This is a genomic window from Izhakiella capsodis, assembly GCF_900115045.1.
In the GTDB taxonomy this organism is placed as follows: Bacteria; Pseudomonadota; Gammaproteobacteria; order Enterobacterales; family Enterobacteriaceae; genus Izhakiella; species Izhakiella capsodis.
Genome location: NZ_FOVC01000006.1, coordinates 13032 through 31007, shown reverse-complemented (window position 1 = coordinate 31007; position 17976 = coordinate 13032). Strand labels below are relative to the sequence as shown.

Below are 17976 nucleotides of genomic sequence, written 5' to 3'. Positions count from 1 at the left end.
TCAATACTTCCGCTTACTCTCAGATTCCTTTTGTTCAGGCTGTGTTATCAGTCGTTTACAGTACCAATCCGTGGGTATAAGCGGAAGCGGGTTAGCGCTCGGTGCGTTATGTGGTTAGCCGCCTTGTCAACCCGCCGGGTCTTTAAGACTAATGAGAAAGAGACATTTAGCAACCATTGCAGTCTTCATCCATACCACCACCGTAAAGACCAGGATAACGACGTGAGAGTAGGGGATAATGGCGGTCGGGCAGTCAGACTTTATCCAGTGCCATTCTGATGTCTTCAATCAGATCGCCCGCGTTTTCGATGCCAATAGACAGCCTGATGGTGGCATCGTTGATACCAATGCGTTGACGAACGTCTTGCGGCACGCCGGAATGGGTCGTGCTGCCAGGGTGACTGGCTAGCGATTCGGTACCGCCCAGGCTGACCGCCAGTTTAAACAGCGTGAGCGCATTCAAAAATCGAAATGCTGCCGGTTGGCCGCCTGCGATATCAAAGGAGAACGTTGAGCCGGCTCCGCTGCATTGATTGCGAAAGGCTTTTCCCTGAGAAGTGTCGGCGTCAAGAAAGGTTAGCCAGCGCAGCGTCACCACTTTCGCATGATCACGCAAAAATGCAGCCACGGATTCGGCATTGCGCCAGGCTTTTTCCATGCGTAGCGACAGCGTCTCCAGCGATCGGCCGAGCATCCAGCAGGAGTGCGGATCGAGTTGGGTGCCTATCGCACTGCGCAGTGCGCGAATGCGCGCTATCAGCGCTTTACTGCCTGTTGCCGCACCGGCGATGAGATCGGAATGCCCGCCGACGTATTTGGTCAGTGAATAGAGCGACAGGTCCGCACCCAGACTCAGCGGTTGTTGAAAAAGTGGGCCAAGCAGGGTGTTATCACAGGCGATGATCGGTCGACTACCCTGACGTTGTTCAATCTCATCGGCGATATGAGCTATTAATGTGATATCCACCAGACTGTTAGTTGGGTTGGCGGGTGTTTCTATCAGAATCAGCGCTATGGGACCGCCGTTCATCGCTTTTTGCGCCGCTGTGCGTACTTGTGCCTCGTCGGTACCGTCACTGAATCCGACTGACGCGATGTTCAGGTTATGGAGTGTTTTACTCAGTAAGGTTTCGCTGCCTCCATACAACGGTTGAGAATGCAGAATTACGTCGCCGGGACGGGCAAAGGTGAGCAATGTGGTGGCGATCGCCGACATGCCTGAAGAGAACAGGGCGCAGCTTTCAGCTTCTTCATAAATTGCCAGCCGATCTTCAACAATTTCACTGTTAGGGTGATTGAAGCGTGAATAAATCAGACCGCCGCTTTTGCCTTCTGCAGGTTCGCGTCGGCCAGCGACGTAATCAAAAAAATCCTGGCCCTCTTCGGCAGTGTTGAAAACGAACGTTGAGGTGAGAAATACCGGGGGTTTTACCGCTCCTTCCGACAGGCGAGGATCATAACCGTAGTTAAGCATCTGAGTTTCGGGGTGCAGCTTACGCGCACCGATGTGTGTTTTTTTGCTGTACATGTCAGACATCTGTTCTCCTGCCTGGCGGCAATATAAGGTGGGTATATTTTGAACACACGCTAACATACAGCTGATTGTGCTACTAAATAGCATACTGTTCTAAGTTTATATCGTCAGGGTATTGGCAGGCGCTAGCCCTGACAGCATCTCTTTAATCAATCTTCTCTTAACAGAAAACGTAAGTTTAAGTGTGGCTTCAGGCGATTAAAGCGGTATGTTGCAACCCCAATTAATCCGGCGATGGATGCAGCCCTGAGTGATTTAAAGCGCTGCTGATAGCACCAGCCAGCGTTGATTTTATCTACCAGGAGATAACGCTGAAACGACACCGATTTATAAGCCCGCGAAACCTGTAATTCCCCTTTTACCCCGCACAGATTGTTGCTTGCGGCTGGCTGATTGTTCGCGGCGATCTATACTTGAGATTCGTTGATATGACTAAGGAGCAGGTGAATGACTATTCATAAGAAAGGTTCAGCGCATTGGGAAGGGGATATCAAAAGTGGCAAAGGCACGGTTTCAACAGAAAGCGGTGCGTTAAAGCAGAATCCCTACGGTTTTAATACGCGTTTTGAAGGTGTGGCCGGTACCAATCCTGAGGAGCTGATCGGCGCAGCGCATGCATCATGTTTTTCGATGGCGCTGTCGCTGATGTTGGGCGAGGCTGGACATAAGCCTGTGGCCATCGATACCACTGCTGACGTATCCCTGGACAAGATTGATGGTGGATTTGCTATCACAAAAATCGCACTCACCAGTAACGTGAAGGTTTCCGGAATTGATAAAGGCGAATTTGATAAAATCATTAACAAAGCGAAAGAAGGTTGCCCGGTATCGAAGCTGCTAAAAGCGGACATTACCCTGGATTATGAACTGAGCAATTAATTCCGCTTATCGCCTTAACCGGGGCGGTTGTCTTATTCAGCCATCGGTCTGTTGAAATTTTATCGGGACGAGCATTGTTAATAACAGAGTGGTGTTGTGTAACGCGACGGTTGCCACGGCGGCGACTGACGCGCTCAAAGATTGCGCCAGTCGCCGTAAGGTGAGGTACCGCACCTGTGTCAGCGGTAAATACCTGCTGATTGCCAGCGCTACCGGCATCACATCTCAATGCTTGTAAGCAACGTCTTGCATCACTCATGCGCCTTAGCACCTGTTTAAAAGACGAACGCCGGCATCTATTCCACCGTGCCAACAATTTCCAGTTTGGCGTCATCTGGCACTTCGTTATAAGAAAGCACCTGTAAATTTCGCGAAAACAGTCGCGAATAACGTGCCAAGAGCGGCCGTAATTGTGGCGTTACTAACAGTACTTGCGTCAGATTTTGAGCTTTTAACTGTTCGGCGACGACCGGCAGCGTGTTTTGCAGCTGCGTCAAAATATTAGGATCTACCGGGAAGCTATCCAGGGCTACTTTCCCCGACTGCTGTGCCTGATTAAGCGCCGAAAGCAACAAGTTTTCCAGTTCGCTATTCAGCGTGTAGGCGGACAGCGTCTGGCCATTGGGGGTGATCGCGGCGATCAGCGCCCGTCGCAGAGCGTAGCGCACGTCAGCAACCAGCAGCTGAGGATCGTTTGTTATCGCTGCGCTTTCGATGAGCGCGGTGGCGATGGTGGTGATGTCTTTCAGCGACACGCGATCGGCCAATAGTAAACGATAAATGCGCAACAGCTGACTGTAATCCAGCACTTTGACCAGATCGTCCGCCAGCTTAGGTGACGTTTGCGCAAGTCGTTCATGCAGCTGGGTAATGTCGTCATAGTTGAACAGCTCAGGCAAAAAGTCGCGGGAGATTTTGTTCAAATGCGTGGCGATAACGCTCGCACAGTCCACCACCTGATAACCAAAGTTAAGTGCGCGGGTTTTTTCTTCCGGCTGAATCCAGGTCACCGTCAGGCCATAAGCGGGATCGCTTTCCAGCAAACCATCGACCTCACCGTATTGCTCGGCGGTGGGGATCGCCATCAGGCGCTCCGGATGAACCTCGCCGATGGCGGCGCGTACGCCGTTAATCTGGATTGCATACTGAGCGGGTTTGAGTTGAAAATCTTCGCGGATCGCGATTTCCGGTAATAGTACACCGCTGGTTTCCGATACCACCTGACGTACGCCGCGTACCCGCTGCGTTAATGGGCTGCCGCGTCCGCTGTCGACCAGCGGGACCAGCTTGTAACCAAGATTAAGTCCCACCGGTTCGACCAACGGAATACTTTGCCAGTCAATTGACAGTGGTTCTTCCAGCTGTAGCGCTTCGCTGAGCGCTGCCATCTCTTCAGGAGACTGCTCCGCATTGAGGATCTGGCGCCTCTGATGCCAGCCAGCGTAAAGCAACAGTAAAGTGAAAAATAAAAATACCAGATGGGGCATACCCGGTACGATAGCCAGGATAAACATCACCAGTGCAGCGCCAAATAGCGTCGTTGGTTTTGCCAGCAGCTGGCTGGTGATCTCATCGCTGATATTATTGCTGTCGCTCACGCGGGTAACGATGATGGCAGCGGCGCTGGCTAATAGCAGTGACGGTATTTGCGCAACCAGCCCGTCACCGATAGTCAGCAGGACATATTGTTCAAACGCCTGCCCCGCCGGCAAATGGTATTTAAAAATGCCGATAAGTATGCCGCCGGCAACGTTGATCAGCAGTATCAGCATCCCGGCGATTGCATCGCCGCGCACAAACTTCGAGGCACCATCCATCGCACCGTAAAAATCGGCCTCACGTGCGACTTCGCGCCGTCGGGTGCGCGCTTCTTCCTGATTAATCAGACCGGCATTGAGATCGGCGTCAATCGCCATCTGCTTGCCGGGCAGGGCATCGAGGGTGAATCGGGCCGAGACTTCAGAAATACGTTCAGCGCCTTTGGTGACTACCACAAAATTGATAATCATCAGAATGATGAATACCACGAAGCCTACGACAAAGTTACCGCCGATAACCACCTGACCAAACGCTTCGATCACTTTACCCGCCGCGTCGGCGCCTTCGTGGCCGTGCAGTAAAACCACACGGGTCGATGCCACGTTTAATGACAGCCGCATCAGGGTAGTGATAAGTAAAATGGTCGGAAAAATGGAAAAGTCGAGCGGCCGCTTGCTGTTAATACTCGCCAGTAACACCATCACCGACAGCACAATATTCAGGGTGAACAGAATATCCAGTACCATCGGTGACAGCGGCAGTATGATCATTGCCAGTACGCTTAACAGCAATAACGGAATGCCGATATGACTCTGACGCAGCGTTAATAGGATCTTTCGAGGATTATTCGGAAGCATGGTTGACAATGACCTCTTCAGATGGAAGCAAATGAATATCTAACTGGGGTTTTTCCCCGTTGCCAGCGCGCCACGATTTCAGCTGCATGACATAGGTCAGCACTTGCGCCATCGGACGAAATAATGAAGCCGGGATCTGTTGATTGATTCGGGTTGAGTGATAAATAGCACGTGCCAGCGGTGCGAAAGTGATGACGTCAATCTGATGTTTTATTGCCAGTTGGCGAATGTAGTGTGCGGTTTCATCGACACCTTTGGCGACAATCCACGGTGCCGGCGCTTTTTGTGGATCGTATTTCAGGGCAACGGCAAAGTGTGTTGGATTGACAATAACCACGTCGGCCTGTGGTAACTGGCGCTGAATTTGCCCCATTGCCATCTGGCGCTGTAACTGGCGTATGTGCGCTTTAATTTGCGGCGAGCCTTCGTTTTCTTTGTGCTCATCACGCAGCTCTTTTTTCGTCATCTTCATTTTTTTCAAAAATAAGAAGCGGCTCAGCGGCACATCCAGCAGCGCAAATAATAAAATAGCAAAGATGAATATGCGCAAAATGGACGTCATTATGTCGAGGCACTGATAGATAGCTGTAGGCAGCGGAGCATGTTGTAATCGTAAAATTTCGCTCATGTTGTTGTTAATCGTCAGCCATAGCAGGAAAAGTAGCACCGTGCATTTAATGAGCATCTTGCCGACTTCGGCCAGTTGCTGAGCGGTAAACAGGCGCTTAATACCGCTAATTGGATTGAGCTTTTTAAAGTCCGGTTTAATTCTGGCAGGCACGAAAATCCAGCCGCCAGGCATGACGGCGGAGACGATAGCTACCAGTGGAATTGGCAGGAAAGTGGCGATGACCTTGAACAGGATAAGCGCCTGGGCCAGCATAAATTGCTGTAGCGCGCTCTTGTCAGTGCTAATCGCCAGCTGCTGCATGAGATTGAACGACTGCTGTATTAACTGCTTATAGAAGGGCGATGCAATAGTGATACTTAGCAGCGCAGTCAGCAGCGTGGCCGCCAGAGAAACGTCACGCGAACGAGGAATTTCTCCTTTTCGTTTTGCTTTACGCAACTTCCCGGGGGTGGGTTTTTCACTTTTATCGCCGCTACCTGCTGACATCAGGCGACCCTCAGCCGTTCCAGCAGGCCCATCACCTGATTGGTCAGACGCAGATAGTGCTCGCCGAGATGGCTACTGAGCACCATAAAACAGAACAGGCCGAACAACATGCTGACAGGAAAGCCAAGTGAAAATAAATTCAGCGTCGGTGACACCCTGTTAAGTAAACCGAATACACATTGTACCAGCATCATGATAAGTACCGTGGGCAAGGCCAGCAGCAGGGCGCCAGAAATGATAAATCCCACGCCGGTTGTTGCGGTTCGCAAGGAATTGAGCGAGATAGCCTGGCCTGGCGGCCAATAAATAAAGCTTTTATATAAAATGGTCACCAGCAGCAGATGACCGTCGAAACTGAAGAATAACAGCCCGGCCCAGATGAAAATAATTTGCGACATGACCATTGTCGAACTGCCACTCGACGGATCGTTCATCACCGCCATGCCTAATCCCATATTCATTGACAGAATGGCTCCGGCGGTTTGCAACGTCCAGAATACCCACCACAGGATCTGACCAAAAATTAACCCCCATAACAGCTGTTCACCGGTAAGCAGCAGCGCACGAACCGTCACCAGGTCGTCAAAAACCTCCTGATGTGGCAGCATCGGGGTGATTAGAATGCTCAGCAGTAGTGCCAGCAGGATACGTGCTTTGCGCGGCAGCGCCCGGCTATCAAGCAGCGGACAAAAAATAAAAAATGCCAGAATGCGCACAAAGGGTAGCCACAGCGCGAATAGCGGAGCAATCAGTTGCTGGATGGAAATGCTCATTTTCAGCCTGTTAACAGCGCTGCTTGCTGAAACAGCAGGTGAGTGAAATCCGTCAGTTGTATCAGCATCCACTTCCCGGTAAACACCAGCGTCAAAAGTGTGGCGACAAGACGGGGCAGGAAGCTGAGCGTTTGCTCATTGATCTGCGTCGTGGCCTGAAACAGACTGACCAGCAGACCAACAGCCAGGCTTGGGAGAATAGCGACCAGCGAGATAATTAGTACCAGCTTCAAGCCACTGGCAAGGATGTCACCCGCCACGTCGAGCGTCATCATCCGCCGACCCCTTGCACGCTTTGTGTCAGCGTACCCACCACCAGTGACCAGCCATCGCACAATACAAACAGGATAAGTTTGAATGGCAGCGAAACGATCAGCGGTGACAGCATCATCATACCCATTGCCATTAAAATACAGGCGACGATCAGGTCAATGACCAGAAAAGGGATATAAATCATGAAACCAATTTTAAAGGCAGTTTTTAGCTCGCTGAGCACGAATGCCGGCGCCAAAACGGTGAGATCCTGCGCTTGCGGATCACCACTGACGTTAGCAATGGTCATAATCTGCGCCAGTGCAGTACTGCTGGTTTGTGCTAGCATAAATTTTTTCAGCGGTACCTCACCACGCTCAATAGCTTGCTTAAGGCCAATTTGTTCAGACTGATAGGGAAGCACGGCATCCTGGTAGATGGTGTTCCACACCGGACGCATCACCAATAGTGTGAGTATCAGCGCAATACCTGTCAGCACCTTGTTCGGTGGTGCTTGTTGCAAACCCAGCGCCTGACGCAGCAGGGCCAGCACGATAATGAAACGGGTGAAGCTGGTCAGCATCAGCAGCATTGCAGGCAGCAGGCTGAGCAGCGTCATCATAATAAGTATTTCAACTTTAACGCTGTAATCTTCTCCACCGCCCGCCGTTGGGGTTGCTGAGAACAGCGTCAAGCCATTGCTCTGCGCCAGTGCCAGGCAAGGCAGCAGCAGCAGACAAATACTGACGGCCTGTACTGGCCACTTCCAGGATTTCATTGCACCAGCTCGGCCAGCTGCTGGTTATTAAAATCAATCAGACGCAGCGCATACTTGTCGTTAACCACCACCACTTCAGCGCTGCCGAAAAGTACACCATTAACTTTGACGTCCAGTGGTTCCCCCGCCAGCTTATCTAATTCAATAACTGAGTCGCCGCCGACATTGATTAACTCGGCGAGAGATATTTCCACCGAGGCGACTTCCAGCGTCAGCGTGACCGGGATGCGGCTAAAAAGCGCCAGATGGCGGGGCTTATCCTGTTGTAAAGCCGTCGTCGGGACGTTGTTCTGTTCGTCGTCGCCTTTTATGGCGCTATCAGCGTCAGAGGTGAAAAAATGGTCCAGATTATCCGGATCGATGGGAGATTGATCGCTCACTGTTACTCCTTTATCAGTTCGCTAAAATCGGAAAGGTATAATTTGCCGTTTTCTTCGCAGATGGCTGCCGTTAGCAATGGTTTAGCACCCACGTAAAGCGGTACCCGCTCAGCCAGCAAAATCGGCAACAGATCCCCAGGTTTAAATTCTGCCAGTTCGGCAACGGTACGGGTCACTGCGGCCAGACGTGCATGTAGCCGTACTGGTAAAGAGGTAAAGCTGGCGCTAACCAGCGCCGCACAGTTCTCGCTGGTATTACGCTGAGGCTTAGGTTCGCGTAATGAGCTGAGTAACAGATCGACGTGATGGCCATCGAGCAATAATGAAAAACCACCGCTTCCGTAGTCGTTTACAAAGAAATCGATGCGATAGGACCATTGAGTGATTAATGCATTGTGGTCCGGTTTGATCGTCAAGGGTCGTGGAAAAACACCGCTATCGCATAATAGCGTCGTTATCTCCAGCGCCATTTTATTTAGCAGGCGCTCTTCCGTTTTACTTACCGGGATATCCAATGGGTTGATATTTTCTGGCTGTGGCTCCTGGCTTAGCCCATAATAGTCATGCAGCGCACTCAGCAGCAACGGGCGGTCTATACAGAACGCCAGATTACCCACTTCACTGCTAAATATTTTGCTCTTTTTGACCCAGCTGTCCATTTGGAACTGTATTTCTTTAAGACCAGTATTGACCCGAAACTTTCTCAGAAAATAGATGCTAAGCTGGCCATCAAGCTGATCAAATCGCTCATTAAATATTCGTGGAACCTTATGATAAGGTCGTCCTAGTTTATTAACTTCAAGGCGCATCATTTCAGGGTGCTGATCCGCCGGATAGATTCTGAATTTTTTTCTTTTTGTTTGCATGCTGTATTTTCAGTCGAGCTATAATCAAGTCATGGATTAAATCTATTGTTTGTGTTAACAAAAGGCAATGACTTGCTTTTGCATGATAAAAATATATTTAACTGGATTCTTTCTGCTGCTTATTTATTTAATTATTTATTTCTTTTTTTATCAAGGTTTTTTGATTATTAATTCATTAATTAAGTAATTAATTGGTAAGCTTTGAAATTCATTAAGGCTATGTTTTTATTGGTTTAATTTTTTAATACGCCATTATCTGTTTTCTGGTTTTAACGGTCTAAGATATACTCAAGGTCAACGTGATGCCTTTTTAATAAGTTACATTCTCACTGAATCAAGGATGATTTAAATGTTAGCAATGGAATTAAATGCATTGGGATTAAGTTTTTATTCTGATTGTTGTTTCTCGACCCCAGCCAATCCTGACAGGGCTTACTCTTAATGGGTGTGGTTAAATATTCTCATAGGAAAGACGGTCTCGATTATATTGCGGTAGATCCCTCCAGCGTTGAGGCCTTCTCACTCGCCGGGCGAGTCGCTAAATTTAACGTGCCCGTTTTAATTACCGGAGAAACCGGAACCGGAAAAGAATGTATAGCCAAATATATTCATGGTCACTCTGCGGATGAAAATGCGGCTTACGTTGGTATCAACTGTGCAGCTATTCCGGAAAATATGCTGGAAGCGATGCTATTTGGCTATGAAAAAGGGGCATTTACCGGAGCGATAAATAGCCAGCCAGGCAAGCTTGAACTGGCGAATGGCGGCACGCTATTGCTCGATGAAATCGGTGATATGCCGATTGCATTGCAGGCAAAATTACTCCGTGTCCTGCAAGAGCATGAGGTCGAGCGTTTGGGGAGTCATAAAAAGATACCGCTTGATCTGCGCCTGATTGCTTCAACTAATAAAGATCTTGAACAGGAGATCGCCGCCGGCCGTTTTCGCCAGGATCTTTATTATCGATTATCAGTAATACCTATTCATATCAAGCCATTACGCCACCGCGTACAGGATATCATGCCGTTGGTTCAACTCTTTTTGCGCAAATACCATGCGTTGACCGAGCGTACGCCGAAGCTGATGCCCGGCGCGCGTATGGCGTTGGAAAACTATCCATGGCCGGGCAATGTTCGTGAACTTGAGAATGTCGTCCAGCGTGGGCTGATACTTTGTGGTAACGGTAATTTGACTGCTACTTGTTTTGGTCTGTCTGAATCCGGAGCGCAAAGCGCCTTGATACAGCAACCTGGCAATGAAAACGATAAGGAGGCTGACAGGGGTATCCGTCCTATAAAACGCCAGGGGAGAATGGCTGAAAGTCAATACATCCTTGATTTGCTACAGCGTAATCAGGGAAATAAATCTAAAACCGCCGAATCTTTGGGGATTACACCGCGGGCGCTACGTTATCGTCTGGCCTCGATGCGTGAACAGGGATTCGATACCGGATTTTTTTAATAACCAGTTTCATGGATGACTTTAATGGTTAACAAAATTAGCGCAGGGAATATGCAAGCCGAAATGTTGGCAAGCATGCAACGAATGCAGCTTCAGGCCGCCGGTGCAGGTATCAGTCCTCCGACGCTGCCTTCATCTATCGGTACCCCCTCATTCAGTGCAGTGTTGAACAGTGCCATCGACAAGGTTGACAGCCTCCAGCAGGTTGCCAGTCAGAAACAGCGTGCCGTTGACATGGGCGAAAGTGACGATCTCAGCGGGGCGATGATTGAGAGTCAAAAAGCCAGCATTGCATTTACGGCGATGGTTCAGGTGCGTAATAAACTGACTCAGGCATTTGATGACGTCATTAATATGCCACTGTGAGGAGCGGGCCGGTGTTTAACAAATTTAAGGCGCGCCTGCCTGCCGATTCACTCGTTATGTTGAAGCGATTTGCTTTGCCAGGCGCACTGGCGCTGGCGGTCACCGCGGCAATCGTTGCACTGCTCTGGCAGAATAATCGTCATTACACCATGCTGTTCGGCACCCACGAGAATATTTCTGTTTCCGACGTCGTCGGGGTGCTTTCCAGCGAGGGAATCAGCTATCGCGTTGAGCCGCAAAGCGGGGCGTTGCTGGTACAAGAAAATCAGCTGAGTAAAGCGCGTATGGCGTTGGCCGCTAAGGGCATATCTGCGCGGTTACCCGCAGGTTATGAACTGATGGATAAAGAGGAGATGCTTGGCGGTAGTCAGTTCGTCCAGAACGTGCGCCTGAAGCGCAGTCTGGAGGGTGAGCTGGCGCAGAGCATCATGACGCTGGATGCTGTTGACTATGCGCGCGTGTTGCTGGGTATCAGTGAAACCAGCTCTTTTGTTCTGACGAATAAGCCCGACAGCAGTGCTTCGGTAATGTTGCGCTTAAAGTATGGTCGCCAGTTAAGCAATGAACAGGTTGCGGCCATCGTCAGTCTGGTTTCTGGCAGCCTGCCAGGGCTGAAGCCAGAACAGGTAAAAGTCGTCGACCAGGCAGGTAATTTGCTGTCGGCGAACGTCAGTGAATGGCTGGATGGCGGCTACGGCCTTCAGGGCAGTGCGGAGATGGTGCAGCATATTCGCCAGCAGACCGAGCGCAACATTGCCAATCTGCTGATACCGGTGCTGGGTGCTGACAATTTTCGCGTTAGCGTTGTGCCGCGCGTTGATTTCAGCCAGGTCCAGGAAACGCAGGAACGTTATCTTAATGAACCCCATCTGGCAGAGGAAAATCTGCTACAGGAAAACACCAGCGAGGCGCTGGCGATGGGTATCCCAGGTTCGTTAAGCAACACCCCAGCTAATACGGCGAATAATAAAAAGCCGGCGGAGCAAAATGATAACGCTCAGCAGAACAGTCAGCCGCTCTCAACACGCAACCAGGCGCGACGGCAATACCACTGGGATCGCGATATACGCAATATCCATCATCAGAACTATCAGTTACAGCGTTTGACGGTCGCAGTATTAATTAACCAGGACGCGCCACAGCTGAAAACATGGGATGAGCAGCAGCTCAAGCAGATGCAGCAGCTGCTGGACCACGCAGCGGGTATTGACAGTATCCGTGGTGATGAGCTTAGTCTGTCGCGGATTGCCTTCACTAAAGCGCCGGAATACCAGGAGCCCGTTCTGCCATGGTGGCAGCGCCCGTCAACGTTGTGGTGGGCTGAACGCGGAGGCATTGGTTTGCTGGCATTACTTATCATCTTGTTTGGCATTCTGCCGCTTATGCGACGCTGGGCTCGTCCTCCGGATAAGGTTGCGATTTCTGCGGCCAACAGCGAACCGGTCTCAGCAGATGAATCTGGCAATCATCAGGGCGAAATGGCCGGAGGCGCTACTTTTGAAGATGATGAGCAGCTTCCGCCGCAAAGTTCAGGATTAGAGACAAAAATCGCCTTTTTACAAACGCTGGCTAAAAATGAGACCGACCGCGTTGCCGATGTATTGAAACAATGGATAAGTAGCAATGAGCGAAACGCAAAATAAGGATGACGTTAACGCCGGGCGTACGCCCCTGGAGCAGGCTGCAATTATTTTGCTAAGTATTGGTGAAGAGGCGGCCGCCAGCGTAATGAGCAAGTTATCACGCGAAGAGGTGCTCCAGATGAGCGACGTAATGGCGCGTCTCAGCGGTGTTAAATTAGCCCAGGCGCGTAGCGCACTGGATAATTTTTTTCAGGACTACCGTGAGCAGAGCGGTATCAATGGTGCTTCGCGTAGCTATCTACGTAACATTCTCGAAAAAGCGCTGGGCAGCGAGATCTCCCGGAGCGTCATCAACGGCATCTATGGTGACGAGATACGCTATCGTATGGCGCGTTTACAGTGGGTGGCACCGCCTCAGCTGGCGGCGATGATCAATCAGGAGCATTTACAGTTACAGGCGGTGTTTCTGGCATTTCTGCCTCCGGAAGTGGCGGCGGACGTGTTAAATCAGCTTGATGAAGCCACTCAGGAAGAGCTTTTATTCCGAATTGCCCGGCTGGATGATGTCAATCGGGACGTGGTAAACGAGTTAGATCGCTTAATTGAGCGTGGCCTGGCGGTCATCTCAGAGCACGGCTCGAAAGTCAGCGGTATTCGTCAGGCTGCTGATATCGTCAATCGCTTCGGCAATAATCAGCAGGCACTGCTGGAAAATCTGCAGCAGCGGGATGGCGCGATAGTCGAAGAGCTGAAAAGCGAAATGTATGAGTTCTTTATTCTCAGTCGTCAGAATCCGGCGGTGATACAGCGGCTGTTGGATGAAATTCCATTGGAAACCTGGGCTGTGGCGTTGAAAGGTACCGAGGGGGTCCTGCGTCAGGCGATTTATAATGCCATGCCTCGCCGTCAGGTACAACTGCTGCAAAGCACGACCAGTCGTCTGGGACCGGTTCCCGTCAGCCGGGTTGAGCAGTTACGTAAAGAGATAATGGTCAAGGTGCGCGAGTTGGCGGAAGACGGTGAAATACAAATTCAACTTTTTAATGAAAGGACTATGGAGTAGTGAGCGAATGACGCTGAATGACGCCATTGACGGAACGCTACGGCTGTATCACTTTCCATCTCTCAATAAGAAGCCACCTGAGGACGCAACGGCTGCGCTGCAGGAGACGATCGACGAAGATCAGCTCCAGCAGGAAGTCGAGCAGATGAGGCGTAATGGTTTTGACCAGGGGCATGAGCAGGGTTATCAGGCGGGGCGCAGTGCCGGATATGAAGAGGGCCACCAGCAAGGCCGGGACGAAGGTCTATGTGAGGCCCGCAGTAATTTGCAACAGGCCGTAAGTCCGGTCGATGCGCTGGTTGTTCAACTGCGTCAAACGCTTGATGAGTATGAGCAGCGGCGTCGCGATGAGTTGATGCTGCTGGTCGAAAAAGTGGCGCGACAGGTTATTCGCTGTGACCTGGCGATTCAGCCCTCTCAGCTGCTGACGCTGGTGGACGAAGCGCTCTCCAGCCTGCCTGAGACACCCACACGACTCCAGGTTCTTCTCAACCCCGACGAGTTTGTCCGCATTCAGGAGCTGGCGCCGGAGAAAGTCAGTGCCTGGGGGATGACAGGCGATGCGTTTCTGGAAGCAGGGGAATGCCGTATTGTTACTGATGTTGGAGAGATGGATATCGGCTGTAATCATCGTCTTGAACAGTGCATTGATGCGCTTGGTAAAAGTTTGGCCGCCCCGGTGGGTGGCGCGGGATCGCTACTCAATAACCCCCCTTCTCAAGAGCAGGAAAAATGAGTCCGCTTGAGCATGCGCTGAAATCGATAGAAAGCATTCCGCTGGCACGGGTGTCAGGTCGTCTGGTGCGAGTTAAAGGACTATTACTGGAGTCGGTAGGTTGCCAGCTGGCAGTCGGCCAGTATTGTCAGATTGAAGAGAGTAGCGGAACAATGCTGGACGCTCAGGTCGTTGGTTTTGACCGTGATGTGACTTTCCTGATGTCCTTCAAGTCGCCAGGAGGGTTGACTGCGGGCGCCAGGGTCTTTCCAGTGGAAAAAAAACGCGCATTGATGATCGGATCGGATTGGATGGGAAGGGTGATCAACGGACTTGGTGAGCCGCTGGATGGCAAAAGCGCCCCTGGCGGAGAGTTTCCGCTGAATTCGCAGCCGGAGTTGATCAATCCATTGTTAAGAAGGCCGGTTGATACCCCGCTGGATACTGGTGTTAAGGCGATTAACGGGCTGTTGACGATAGGTAAAGGCCAGCGTGTTGGCCTGATGGCAGGCTCCGGTGTTGGTAAAAGCGTCCTGTTAGGCATGATTACTCGCAGTACGCAGGCTGATGTCGTCGTTGTCGGGTTGATAGGTGAGCGCGGGCGCGAAGTGAATGAGTTTATTTATCACACGCTTCAGGCCAGTGGTATGGCAAAGTCAATTGTTGTTGCCGCGCCGGCGGATGAATCACCGCTGATGCGTCTCAAGGCGGCAGAGTTATGCCATGCCATTGCGGCGCATTTTCGCGATCAAGGCAAAGACGTCCTGCTGTTGGTTGATTCCTTGACCCGCTATGCGATGGCACAGCGGGAGATCGCGCTGTCGCTGGGCGAGCCGCCGGCAACGAAAGGTTATCCACCGTCGGCGTTTGGTATGATCCCCCGCCTAGTAGAAAGCGCCGGCAACAGCGACGCAGCGGGTTCAATGACGGCGATTTATACCGTCCTGGCGGAGGGCGATGACCAGCAGGACCCTATCGTTGATTGCGCCAGAGCGGTGCTTGATGGTCATATTGTTCTTTCGCGCGAGTTAGCTGAAAGTGGGCACTATCCCGCGATTGATATCGCTCAGAGTATCAGCCGCTGCATGGGGCAGGTCACCGAACCGAACCATCAGCATGCCGCACGCATTTTAAAGCAGCGTTATAGTGATTACATGGCAATAAAACCGCTGATCCCGCTTGGTGGCTACGTGGCAGGCGCTGATGTCGAGGTAGATAAAGCCGTACGTTTACAGCCAGCAATGATGAGCTTTCTGCGCCAGGATAAGGATGAACCGTCTCCGTTGGCGCAGTCGACCCGCGAGTTACTGGCGCTAAGCCAGGCATGAGGTTGATTTGTGAGTGGAAAAAATAACAATGTCCGGCTGCTAGAGCGCTTACGCCAGCTGAAAGAAAATAGTGTTGACCGGCTCAGCAGTGAGCTTGCCAGCCAGCAGCTGACCGCACTGCGTTATCGCAATAATATCGATGCGTTAAATCAGCTGAAAACGGTAAGTTTACCGGCACCTGGCGGCGGCAAGATGATGCAAAACGCCGCTGATTACAAAGCAATGCTTCAGCGAGTGGTTGACTGGCAGGAGCAAGAGCATGCGCTAACGCAAGTGGAGATCGTTCAGCTAAAACGTGTACTTTATGAAAAGTCTCGTGAGGAGATGCGTATGGCCCAGGCAGTTAAGCTACAACGACAACAGCTACAAATGTCTGAAGCACGCCAGCAGCAGCGGCAAACAGATGATATCGCCCTGCAAAGCTGGCTGCGTAAGCAGAAATGAATGCGCAGGTGGTGAAGTAAACCTATTCAGCGTAAAGAAAATTAGTCGCGCTGTTATTGTTTATTAATCCGGCAAATATTTCCTGCTGAGCATGCAGCAGGCGACCGTTACGGCTATTGAGGTGCTGGCAGCGCTGGGTTTGCTGTTCGAGCTTTTGCCACCACTCCATCGCCTGCGCTGATAACCCTTGTGGTAAAGCGTTCAATAGTTGGCGCATACCTTCGTCCCTCTCAGGCAATCCTAACGTTTTCAGTATCGTTACCCGACGTTGAGCGGAACCTTGCAGTTGCTGATAGCTGGCTAATAGCTGTTGATTCAACTCCGCCATTTGCAAGCTGTCGCATGAGATCATCGCACTATGCTGCAACTCAAGCAGTTCTGCCAGCTGCTGATAGCGTTGATCATCCAGTCGAATATCGCCCAGCAGCGCTTTGATCTGTTCAGTTTTAGCGCCCATGACGATGAAAATCCATCATAGCGCGGGCCAGTTCATCGGTATCTACCGTTAAGTTTCCCGCCTGAAGTTCGGCTTTACACGCGGCGACTTTTTGTTGATCAATCTCCGGCTCCTCTTGCAGCTGTTGGCGTGCTGTCAGTAGCTCTTTCGCGGTGGTATGCAACTGTTGTTGTGGGATCTCAGCTTTTTTTTCTGAAATACCGACTGACTCGGATTCTTTACGATGGTTCTGCAGTGCAGGCACGGGTATCAGCAGGCTGGTTAAAATTTTCATCGGGTGTCTGGTTCTCTGACATATTGGTGATGGTTACTGAGTAAATGCGACCGGGACCGTCATAAACTTAACTCATCTTTGATTAATTTTATCCGGCGATCAGCAAACGCACCACCGCCGGGCCTTCAACAATGGCGGTCACTACGGTTTTGCTGCTGAGGTTACGCACTCTAATCATATCGCCCTTGCGCCCTTTTTTCAGCGCTTCACCCAGCGTACGCGCTTCCACGCCATCTTGTTCTGCCACCATTAAAACCCGTTGCCCGCGCTCAACCATTAATGGCTGCTGCAAATGGGACGGTAGCAGCGGCTGCAATTCATTTACCCGTTTTTTAACTGTCAGACCAATCGCATCATCCGGTGAGGTTATCGCGCCATCGCGTAGCATGGCGACATTGCGTTTTTTCATTTCCACATCGCCCGCTTGCAGGCGTTGTCCGCGTGTCAGCGTACGGCTGGCAACCAGTACGGGCACATAAACATTAGGCTTAACCGTGACCGTGATATCCCAACGCTCAGCCCCTTCACAGCGTATATCGTAGCGTAGGCGGGAAAGCACCCTGGCATCTCTGGTGGGTAATGAGGTTATCAGCGGTCGTGTGCAGGCAGCGAACTGACTCACTTCTCCGGGAATAAATACGTTCAGCTTGCTGGTCACATCCTGCCATTTACGCTGTTTGGCGATACGCTCAATATCTGCAGTGGCATTAGCGACTGCCTGGTTATAGACCTGCTTACGCGCTGTGATTGAGATCTTTTTTGTCTGCAGGGCGGCATTAGCCTCAGCGGGGGGGATGAAGGCCGGAAGAACAAACAGTACCGGTGAGAGGAAAAATAATTTCCGTGATTTAAACAATAAGATCATAAAATCCCCTTAATTTCAAAGTGTTAAATTTTGGCATGCTATTTGCTAGAGAAATGCGCATGGCGTTTTAATTGAACAAATCAGGGGGCATCAGTGGGAATCAGTTTTGATCGAGCATTAGGCATTCATCCTGCCGCATTGCAGCTTCGACTTTCGCGAGCTGAGCTGCTGTCGGCTAATTTGGCCAATGTTGATACTCCTCACTTCCAGGCAAAAGATATTGACTTTGCCGCCGAGATGCAACGTTTACAGAATGAAAATTTGTCAGATGTAAATCCTCGGGTGAAATATCGAGTGCCTTACCAGCCATCGGCAGACGGTAATACGGTTGCCACAGCCTTGGAACAGGCTGAGTTCACCAAAAATGCATTGGATTATCAAGCCAGCATGACATTCCTCACCGGCAAGTTCGCCGGACTTAAACAAGCGATTGAAGGGAGATAAT

20 protein-coding genes are annotated in these 17976 nt (G+C 50.8%); 9 read left to right on the top strand and 11 right to left on the bottom strand.

All coding sequences use genetic code 11. From position 1 onward, the window contains the following. Positions 1-253 precede the first annotated feature (253 nt). Positions 254-1537 (bottom strand): cystathionine gamma-synthase family protein, encoded by a 1284-nt coding sequence (locus tag BM191_RS09970; protein ID WP_092877730.1) that lies wholly within the window; start codon positions 1535-1537, stop codon positions 254-256. Positions 1538-1981: 444 nt separating this feature from the next. Here BM191_RS09970 and BM191_RS09965 point away from each other — a divergent pair, with 444 nt between their 5' ends. Continuing rightward, positions 1982-2413 (top strand): OsmC family protein, encoded by a 432-nt coding sequence (locus BM191_RS09965; RefSeq protein WP_092877728.1) that lies wholly within the window; start codon positions 1982-1984, stop codon positions 2411-2413. A 296-nt stretch (positions 2414-2709) separates the two neighbouring features. Here the strand turns inward: BM191_RS09965 and BM191_RS09955 are convergent, their stop codons facing one another. From BM191_RS09955 to BM191_RS09925, 7 genes are read right to left on the bottom strand one after another with little or no spacing between them, the layout of a single operon-like run. Next, positions 2710-4809, bottom strand: coding sequence for a flagellar biosynthesis protein FlhA (locus BM191_RS09955; RefSeq protein WP_092877724.1), 2100 nt, complete (start codon positions 4807-4809; stop codon positions 2710-2712). Further along, complete coding sequence (gene flhB, locus BM191_RS09950; protein ID WP_092877722.1) at positions 4796-5926, bottom strand: flagellar type III secretion system protein FlhB; 1131 nt, start codon at positions 5924-5926, stop codon at positions 4796-4798. Before flhB ends, BM191_RS09955 begins: the two co-directional genes overlap by 14 nt. Beyond that, a complete protein-coding gene (gene fliR, locus BM191_RS09945; RefSeq protein ID WP_092877720.1) occupies positions 5926-6699 on the bottom strand; it encodes a flagellar biosynthetic protein FliR in 774 nt (257 codons plus the stop codon). Before fliR ends, flhB begins: the two co-directional genes overlap by 1 nt. Positions 6700-6701: 2 nt before the next feature. Beyond that, positions 6702-6974, bottom strand: a complete 273-nt coding sequence (gene fliQ, locus BM191_RS09940; protein ID WP_092877718.1) for a flagellar biosynthesis protein FliQ — start codon at positions 6972-6974, stop codon at positions 6702-6704. Then, entirely contained in the window at positions 6971-7729 is a 759-nt protein-coding gene (gene fliP, locus BM191_RS09935; RefSeq protein ID WP_092877716.1) for a flagellar type III secretion system pore protein FliP, read from the bottom strand. Before fliP ends, fliQ begins: the two co-directional genes overlap by 4 nt. Continuing rightward, positions 7726-8109 (bottom strand): FliM/FliN family flagellar motor switch protein, encoded by a 384-nt coding sequence (locus tag BM191_RS09930; RefSeq protein WP_177203323.1) that lies wholly within the window; start codon positions 8107-8109, stop codon positions 7726-7728. Before BM191_RS09930 ends, fliP begins: the two co-directional genes overlap by 4 nt. A gap of 2 nt (positions 8110-8111) precedes the next feature. Next, positions 8112-8975 (bottom strand): FliM/FliN family flagellar motor C-terminal domain-containing protein, encoded by an 864-nt coding sequence (locus tag BM191_RS09925; protein WP_092877713.1) that lies wholly within the window; start codon positions 8973-8975, stop codon positions 8112-8114. Between the two features lie 441 nt (positions 8976-9416). Here BM191_RS09925 and BM191_RS09920 point away from each other — a divergent pair, with 441 nt between their 5' ends. The 7 genes from BM191_RS09920 to BM191_RS09890 are packed head-to-tail and all read left to right on the top strand — an operon-like array spanning position 9417 to position 15935. Continuing rightward, positions 9417-10436, top strand: a complete 1020-nt coding sequence (locus tag BM191_RS09920) for a sigma-54 interaction domain-containing protein (protein WP_092877711.1) — start codon at positions 9417-9419, stop codon at positions 10434-10436. A gap of 24 nt (positions 10437-10460) precedes the next feature. Then, entirely contained in the window at positions 10461-10802 is a 342-nt protein-coding gene (gene fliE / locus BM191_RS09915) for a flagellar hook-basal body complex protein FliE (protein WP_092877709.1), read from the top strand. Between the two features lie 11 nt (positions 10803-10813). Beyond that, complete coding sequence (gene fliF, locus BM191_RS09910; protein WP_230479571.1) at positions 10814-12445, top strand: flagellar basal-body MS-ring/collar protein FliF; 1632 nt, start codon at positions 10814-10816, stop codon at positions 12443-12445. Then, a complete protein-coding gene (locus BM191_RS09905; RefSeq protein WP_092877707.1) occupies positions 12426-13448 on the top strand; it encodes a FliG C-terminal domain-containing protein in 1023 nt (340 codons plus the stop codon). Before fliF ends, BM191_RS09905 begins: the two co-directional genes overlap by 20 nt. A 7-nt stretch (positions 13449-13455) precedes the next feature. Continuing rightward, positions 13456-14184, top strand: a complete 729-nt coding sequence (fliH, locus tag BM191_RS09900) for a flagellar assembly protein FliH (RefSeq protein ID WP_177203322.1) — start codon at positions 13456-13458, stop codon at positions 14182-14184. Further along, complete coding sequence (fliI, locus tag BM191_RS09895) at positions 14181-15491, top strand: flagellar protein export ATPase FliI (protein WP_092877701.1); 1311 nt, start codon at positions 14181-14183, stop codon at positions 15489-15491. The genes fliH and fliI overlap by 4 nt, the downstream gene beginning before the upstream one ends. Before the next feature lie 9 nt (positions 15492-15500). Next, a complete protein-coding gene (locus BM191_RS09890) occupies positions 15501-15935 on the top strand; it encodes a flagellar export protein FliJ (RefSeq protein ID WP_092877698.1) in 435 nt (144 codons plus the stop codon). Between the two features lie 22 nt (positions 15936-15957). On the opposite strand, the gene BM191_RS09885 is transcribed toward BM191_RS09890, so the two are convergent. From BM191_RS09885 to flgA, 3 genes are all read right to left on the bottom strand, one after another. Next, positions 15958-16392, bottom strand: coding sequence for a flagellar protein FlgN (locus BM191_RS09885; RefSeq protein WP_092877696.1), 435 nt, complete (start codon positions 16390-16392; stop codon positions 15958-15960). Continuing rightward, positions 16382-16666, bottom strand: coding sequence for a flagellar biosynthesis anti-sigma factor FlgM (gene flgM, locus BM191_RS09880; protein WP_092877694.1), 285 nt, complete (start codon positions 16664-16666; stop codon positions 16382-16384). Before flgM ends, BM191_RS09885 begins: the two co-directional genes overlap by 11 nt. A gap of 88 nt (positions 16667-16754) precedes the next feature. Further along, positions 16755-17531 carry a flagellar basal body P-ring formation chaperone FlgA gene (gene flgA / locus BM191_RS09875; protein ID WP_092877692.1) on the bottom strand — a complete coding sequence of 259 codons (777 nt, stop codon included), beginning with the start codon at positions 17529-17531 and terminating at the stop codon, positions 16755-16757. 93 nt (positions 17532-17624) lie between these two features. Here flgA and flgB point away from each other — a divergent pair, with 93 nt between their 5' ends. Further along, on the top strand, positions 17625-17975 hold the full coding sequence (gene flgB, locus BM191_RS09870; RefSeq protein ID WP_092877690.1) for a flagellar basal body rod protein FlgB: 351 nt from the start codon (positions 17625-17627) through the stop codon (positions 17973-17975). Position 17976 lies beyond the last annotated feature (1 nt).

Excerpts from the sequence above, each read along its gene's own strand:
- BM191_RS09970 (WP_092877730.1), bottom strand. The coding sequence starts at position 1,537 with ATGTCTGACATGTACAGCAAAAAAACACACATCGGTGCGCGTAAGCTG.
- BM191_RS09965 (WP_092877728.1), top strand. The coding sequence starts at position 1,982 with ATGACTATTCATAAGAAAGGTTCAGCGCATTGGGAAGGGGATATCAAA.
- BM191_RS09955 (WP_092877724.1), bottom strand. The coding sequence starts at position 4,809 with ATGCTTCCGAATAATCCTCGAAAGATCCTATTAACGCTGCGTCAGAGT.
- flhB (WP_092877722.1), bottom strand. The coding sequence starts at position 5,926 with ATGTCAGCAGGTAGCGGCGATAAAAGTGAAAAACCCACCCCCGGGAAG.
- fliR (WP_092877720.1), bottom strand. The coding sequence starts at position 6,699 with ATGAGCATTTCCATCCAGCAACTGATTGCTCCGCTATTCGCGCTGTGG.
- fliQ (WP_092877718.1), bottom strand. The coding sequence starts at position 6,974 with ATGATGACGCTCGACGTGGCGGGTGACATCCTTGCCAGTGGCTTGAAG.
- fliP (WP_092877716.1), bottom strand. The coding sequence starts at position 7,729 with ATGAAATCCTGGAAGTGGCCAGTACAGGCCGTCAGTATTTGTCTGCTG.
- BM191_RS09925 (WP_092877713.1), bottom strand. The coding sequence starts at position 8,975 with ATGCAAACAAAAAGAAAAAAATTCAGAATCTATCCGGCGGATCAGCAC.
- BM191_RS09920 (WP_092877711.1), top strand. The coding sequence starts at position 9,417 with ATGGGTGTGGTTAAATATTCTCATAGGAAAGACGGTCTCGATTATATT.
- fliE (WP_092877709.1), top strand. The coding sequence starts at position 10,461 with ATGGTTAACAAAATTAGCGCAGGGAATATGCAAGCCGAAATGTTGGCA.
- BM191_RS09905 (WP_092877707.1), top strand. The coding sequence starts at position 12,426 with ATGAGCGAAACGCAAAATAAGGATGACGTTAACGCCGGGCGTACGCCC.
- fliH (WP_177203322.1), top strand. The coding sequence starts at position 13,456 with ATGACGCTGAATGACGCCATTGACGGAACGCTACGGCTGTATCACTTT.
- fliI (WP_092877701.1), top strand. The coding sequence starts at position 14,181 with ATGAGTCCGCTTGAGCATGCGCTGAAATCGATAGAAAGCATTCCGCTG.
- BM191_RS09885 (WP_092877696.1), bottom strand. The coding sequence starts at position 16,392 with ATGGGCGCTAAAACTGAACAGATCAAAGCGCTGCTGGGCGATATTCGA.
- flgM (WP_092877694.1), bottom strand. The coding sequence starts at position 16,666 with ATGAAAATTTTAACCAGCCTGCTGATACCCGTGCCTGCACTGCAGAAC.
- flgA (WP_092877692.1), bottom strand. The coding sequence starts at position 17,531 with ATGATCTTATTGTTTAAATCACGGAAATTATTTTTCCTCTCACCGGTA.